At 69.1% G+C, this 5,010-nt stretch carries 4 protein-coding genes; 3 read left to right on the forward strand and 1 reads right to left on the reverse strand.

Going from position 1 to position 5,010, the window contains the following annotated elements; genetic code table 11:
• Positions 1 to 201: 201 nt before the first annotated feature.
• Positions 202 to 453 carry a hypothetical protein gene (locus VEG08_07175; GenBank protein ID HXZ27766.1) on the reverse strand — a complete coding sequence of 84 codons (252 nt, stop codon included), beginning with the start codon at positions 451 to 453 and terminating at the stop codon, positions 202 to 204.
• A gap of 179 nt (positions 454 to 632) precedes the next feature.
• Here VEG08_07175 and VEG08_07180 point away from each other — a divergent pair, with 179 nt between their 5' ends.
• The 3 genes from VEG08_07180 to VEG08_07190 form a co-directional block, all read left to right on the forward strand.
• Positions 633 to 1,214, forward strand: a complete 582-nt coding sequence (locus VEG08_07180; GenBank protein HXZ27767.1) for an FHA domain-containing protein — start codon at positions 633 to 635, stop codon at positions 1,212 to 1,214.
• A 16-nt stretch (positions 1,215 to 1,230) separates the two neighbouring features.
• On the forward strand, positions 1,231 to 2,676 hold the full coding sequence (locus VEG08_07185) for a serine/threonine-protein kinase (GenBank protein ID HXZ27768.1): 1,446 nt from the start codon (positions 1,231 to 1,233) through the stop codon (positions 2,674 to 2,676).
• Between the two features lie 270 nt (positions 2,677 to 2,946).
• Positions 2,947 to 5,010: tetratricopeptide repeat protein (locus VEG08_07190; GenBank protein HXZ27769.1), on the forward strand; the 2,064-nt coding region annotated here is incomplete at its 3' end.

Consider the following 5,010-nt stretch of genomic DNA (forward strand, 5'->3'; position numbering starts at 1 on the left):
TCCGCGTCCGCCTCGTTGCCCGTCATGCGAAATCCCAGCCGGAAGATGCCTCGGCTGTGGCGCTCCACCAGCAGGCGGAAGGCGTCTCGATTGCCGGCCTGCGCCTCTGCCACAGCCGCTGCATCGTCCATTTCCATCCGCCCATTAGACCCGATTTCGGGCCGGCGGTTAGGACGAAAGAAGGGCTTCTCCCCGGGGGGCCTACCCTTGCCAGAACTGGTTGCGATAGACGGCCTTGATGTGCGCGAGACGCTTCTCCAGCCGGGCGGCCTCGTCGCGCAGGCCCAGCCGGTGGGCCAGCCCGATGGCGTCGCAGTAGGCGTCCTTGGCGTCGCGATAGCAGGCGTCGGCGGAGTGCTGGTCGTGGACTTCGTACATCTGGTCGTAGGCCTTCTCGCCCAGGGCCACCAAGTGGGCCAGGTGCTCGCGCTCGGCGAGTGCGGGTTCACTCATCTTCTTTGTCTTTTCCATACCGGGAGAACGGCCCGGGCGCAGCGGCTTGCACCTGGGTTTCGCGGACCTCCCTGGTCACCCCGCAGCCGCCTGGCGCGCCGGAACTGGGCGGGCGGACTGTGGTAGCATTCTGCAAACCTAGGATAATGAGCGGTTTGTCCCGAGGGTAACCTGCGGTCATGACGGTCGAATGCCCCAAGTGCGGCGCCAAGGCCACCTTCGACGAAAAGCGCTTCGTCGGCAAGAGCAAGGTGCAAGGGCGCTGCCCCAAGTGCAACCAGTCCTTCGTGGTGGCGCTGCCGGCCGCCGCCGCGACGGGGACCCCCGGCCCGCCGCCTCCTCCCGGCGACCTTCCCAAGCCACCCGCCGGCGGCGTGCCCGCGCCGTGGTCGATGAGCGCCGAAGACGGCGGCACCCGCATCAGCGTGGTGCGCAGCGACCTGCACCTGCCCGACGGCAAGGTGGTCTCGCTCTCCGTCATCGACGGCCCCTTCAAAGGCCACCTCTTCCGCCTCTCCGCGCCGCGCGTGGTGGTGGGCCGGCAGAGTTGCGACATCGTGATCGACGACCCCGAGATCTCGCGCCAGCACTGCGTGGTGGAGGTGGCGGGCAACCGCGCCACCCTTACCGACCTTAACACCACCAACGGCACCTTCGTGGAGGGCCAGCGGGTGAAGAGCCACGAGCTGCACCATCTCTCCGAGTTCCGCATCGGCACCTCCACCCTGATGTACACCCTGACCGAGCAGGCCAAGGAATAGGCGCCGGACTTTCGCCGTGGAAATCCAACGCCTGGGCCGCTACGAGATCCTGACCGAGATCGGGCGCGGAGCCATGGGCCGGGTCTACCAGGCGCGAGATCCCCGCATCGACCGCATCGTCGCGCTCAAGACCATCAGTGTGCTGGGCGCCACCCCCGCCGACCAGGAGGAGTACCGCCGGCGCTTCTTCCGCGAGGCCCAGGCCGCGGGCAAGCTCGCTCACCCCGGCATCGTCACCATCTACGACGTGGGCGAGGACGAGACCACCCACACTCCCTTCATCGTCATGGAGTACATCGCCGGGCGCACGCTGGAGAGCGTGGCCGGCGCCGGCGGCCTCACCGTGGACGCGGCTCTCGACTTCGTGCGCCAGGTCGCCGAAGCCCTCGACTACGCCCACTCCCAGGGCATCATCCACCGCGACATCAAGCCCGCGAACATCCTGGTCACCGAGGACGGCCGCGCCAAGATCACCGATTTCGGCATCGCCAAGCTCACCCTCTCCGAGTTCACCCTGCCCGGGCAGGTGCTGGGGACGCCCACGCACATGTCGCCGGAGCAGTTACAAGGACAACCGGTCAGCGGCCGCTCCGACCTCTTCTCCCTGGGTGTGATCCTCTATTCCCTGCTGGCCGGCGAGAAGCCCTTTGCCGGCGACACCGTCACCGCCGTGACCTTCCAGGTGGTGTACAAGGAGCCGCCGCCGGTGACGCAGAGGAACCCGGCGTTGCGCCCGGTGTTCGACCTGGTGCTGGCGCGCGCGCTGGCCAAGGACCCCGGGCAACGCTACCCGCGCGGCCGCGACCTGGCCCAGGACCTCGACGACCTGCGCCAGGGGCGCCCACCCCGCTGGGCCGGCTCCGGCACCCAGCCCGGCGCGACCGAGCGCACCGTGGTCGGCAGCGCCCAGCCGGTCGCGGCGGCGGAACAGACCCTGCGGGCGCCTGCGGCCGAGCAGGCCACGCTGGTCCGCGGCTCCACCGAGATCACGGTCGCAGCCGTGCCTCCGCGCCCTTCCTTGGGAAAGAGGTTGTCGGCGCTCTCCCGGAGACGCCCGGTGCAGGTCGGGGCCGGCGTGCTGGTGCTGGTGCTGATCGTGGCGGGCTGGGCGCTCACCCGCGGCGGTTCGGCGGCGAGCGGCGGCGGCGGCCTGAGCCCGGGCGCGGGCGAGGCCGCACCCTCCAACCTCTCCTTCCACTGCTATCACGAATTCCGCGCCGCCGACTTCTCCGTCTGGGTAGACGACGACCTCACCCTCATCGGCAAGCTCAGCAGCCGCAAGCACGACTTCTCGCAGACCGTGCGCGTGCCCTCCGGCCGCCACACCGTGCGCGTCCAGATCAAGGGTGAGGGCTTCGACCAGACCCGCGAGATCAAGGCCGACTTCCCGCCCGACGGCCGCTTGACCATCCGCGCCACTCCCGACCAGTCCGCCGGCACGCTCACCCTGGAAGTGCAGTAGGTTCTCGAGGATCAGACCATGCCCCTTCCCAAGGGGCGGCGCGCCCGCCGCCCCGGCTGACGTCCTGGCTTCCCCGGGGGCCATTTCCCTTGGGCCAGCCCCTTTGTTTGTGTTACTTTGAGGGCAACTCCCAAGGAAGGCCCTCCTCCCCGGTTCGCGCGTGCGCGCGGCGAAAGGGAAGAGGCCAACCCGCCGCGATTCGCTTTCCGCAGCAGCCTTTGCAGCCGGGCGGGACGAGGTTTGGGGGGTCGGGCCCGGAGTTCTCACTCTATGGCGCTTGGCTTCGGTTTCAACAAGCAGAAGGTGATGGCGGCGGCGGAGAAGTTTGTCCAGCAGGGCAAGCTGCCCAACGCCATCTCCGAGTACGAAAAGGTCGTCAAAGAGGACCCCAAGGACCTCACCGTCCTCAACACCATCGGCGACCTGTACGCGCGCGTGGGCAAGCCCGACCAGGCGGCCACCTACTTCAAGCGCGTGGGCGACGCCTACGCCGGCGAAGGCTTCACCGTCAAGGCCATCGCCATGTACAAGAAGCTGGCCAAGCTCACCCCTTCCGCCCCGGAGATCGTCCTCAAGCTCGCCGAACTCTATACCCAGCAAGGCCTCTACAACGACGCCCGCCAGCAGTACGTGGTGGCGGCCGACTCCTGCATGAAGGCCGGCGACCTGGAAGGCGCCTGCAGGATCTTCCAGAAGATGCTGGAGCTCGATCCCGAGAACACCGCCATGCAGTCCAAGCTGGCGGACCTGTACATCAAGCTGGGGAAGCGCGACAACGCCTGCAACATCTTCCTCACCGCTGCCCAGTCGCTCTACCTGCGCGGCGCCATGGACGCCGCCGACGAGGCCCTGGGACGCGTCCTCGCCCTCGACCCCGGCAACAACGACGCCCTCATGATGCGCGGCCAGATCGCCGTGGATTCCGGCGACGGCGCCGCCGGCATCGGCTACCTGGAGAAGATCCCCGACCTCGACTCCCGCCCCGACGCCCTGCGCGCCCTGCTCAACGCCTACCTGGCCGCGGGCCGCGCCCCCGAAGCCGAGCCCATCGCCCAGAAGCTGGTGTCGGTCCACAACGACCTCTCCGGGGTGCAGCGCTATGCCGACGCCCTGCTGGCGGCGGGCAACCACGAGGGCGCGCTCAAGATCTACGACCGCTACTCCGACCAGTTGCTGCAGTCCAACAAGGAAGCCTTGCTCGCCACTCTCAACAGCAGCATCAATCGCATCAAGGACAGCGCTCCCGCCCTGGAGCTGCTGCTGGGCCTCTACCGCAAGGCCGCCGAGACCACGCATATCGCCGAGATCAACGAGCTGCTCGCTCACGCCTACGTCCAGGCCGGGGAATTGCAGAAGGCCAAGGTCCTCTACAAGGAACTCGCCGAGATCGAGCCCGAGAACCCGCTCCACGAGCAGAGCTACAAGCAGATCATCGCCAGATTGGGCGAGGATTCCGCCGCCCGGCCCCTTACCGAGGAAGAAGGCGCCCAGGCCTTCATGGTGGAGGAGTTGGAGCAGGGCGCTCCCCCGGTGCAGCAGACCTACGAGAAGGAGGTCGAGGACGCCATCCGGCTCGCCCTCACCGACTCCGAGCTCTATGACTCCTACAACCTGCCCGCCAAGGCCCTCGCCCCCCTGGAGGGCGTGATCGCCAGGGCGCCGCGCGACGTGCGCCTCAACCAGCGCCTGGCTGCCCTTCATGCCCGCGCCCGGGACTGGACGCGAGCAGCGCAGTGCTGCGACATCCTGGAAACGGTCTTCTCGGAAGCCGGCCACGCCGAGGCGGCCCAGCAGTACGCCGACATGGCGGCCAAGTATCGCGAGAAGGGAGGGGCGGCTCCGGTGGCGGAGGTCCCGGCGGCTGCGCAGGCCGGCGGGGTGGCCGAGGTGCCGGTGGCCGAGGCCGCCTTCCAGGCCGAGCCGGCGCCCCCGGCAGAGGCCGAAGCCGAGGCTCCCGCTGTCGCCGAGTTCGATCTGCAGGCCGCTGCCCCCGAGCCGCTGGCGGCAGCGTCCGCCGAGGCGCCCCACGAGATCGATCTCTCCACTGAGTGGGAGAGCATGATGACGGTGGAGGAGCCGGCCCCGGCGGCCGCCGAAGCGGCCCCCGAGGCGGCGCCCCCGCCGGAGATGCCGGTCGAGGCCCCGGCCGAAGCCGTCCCTTCCGCGCAGTTCGTCGGCCAGGAAGCAGCCGCAGAAGCCGCCGCCGGCGCCGCCACCGGCGAGTTGCTGGAGGAGATCCGATTCTGCCTCGCTAATTCCATGTGGGAGGAGGCCCGCTCCGGCATCGAGCGCTGCGCCGCCCTGGCTCCCGAGCTGCCCGAGCTGGCCGAATTG

Source organism: Terriglobales bacterium, assembly GCA_035624475.1.
Taxonomy (GTDB): domain Bacteria; phylum Acidobacteriota; class Terriglobia; order Terriglobales; family Acidobacteriaceae; genus DASPRL01.

Excerpts from the sequence above, each read along its gene's own strand:
- VEG08_07175 (HXZ27766.1), bottom strand. The coding sequence starts at position 453 with ATGAGTGAACCCGCACTCGCCGAGCGCGAGCACCTGGCCCACTTGGTG.
- VEG08_07180 (HXZ27767.1), top strand. The coding sequence starts at position 633 with ATGACGGTCGAATGCCCCAAGTGCGGCGCCAAGGCCACCTTCGACGAA.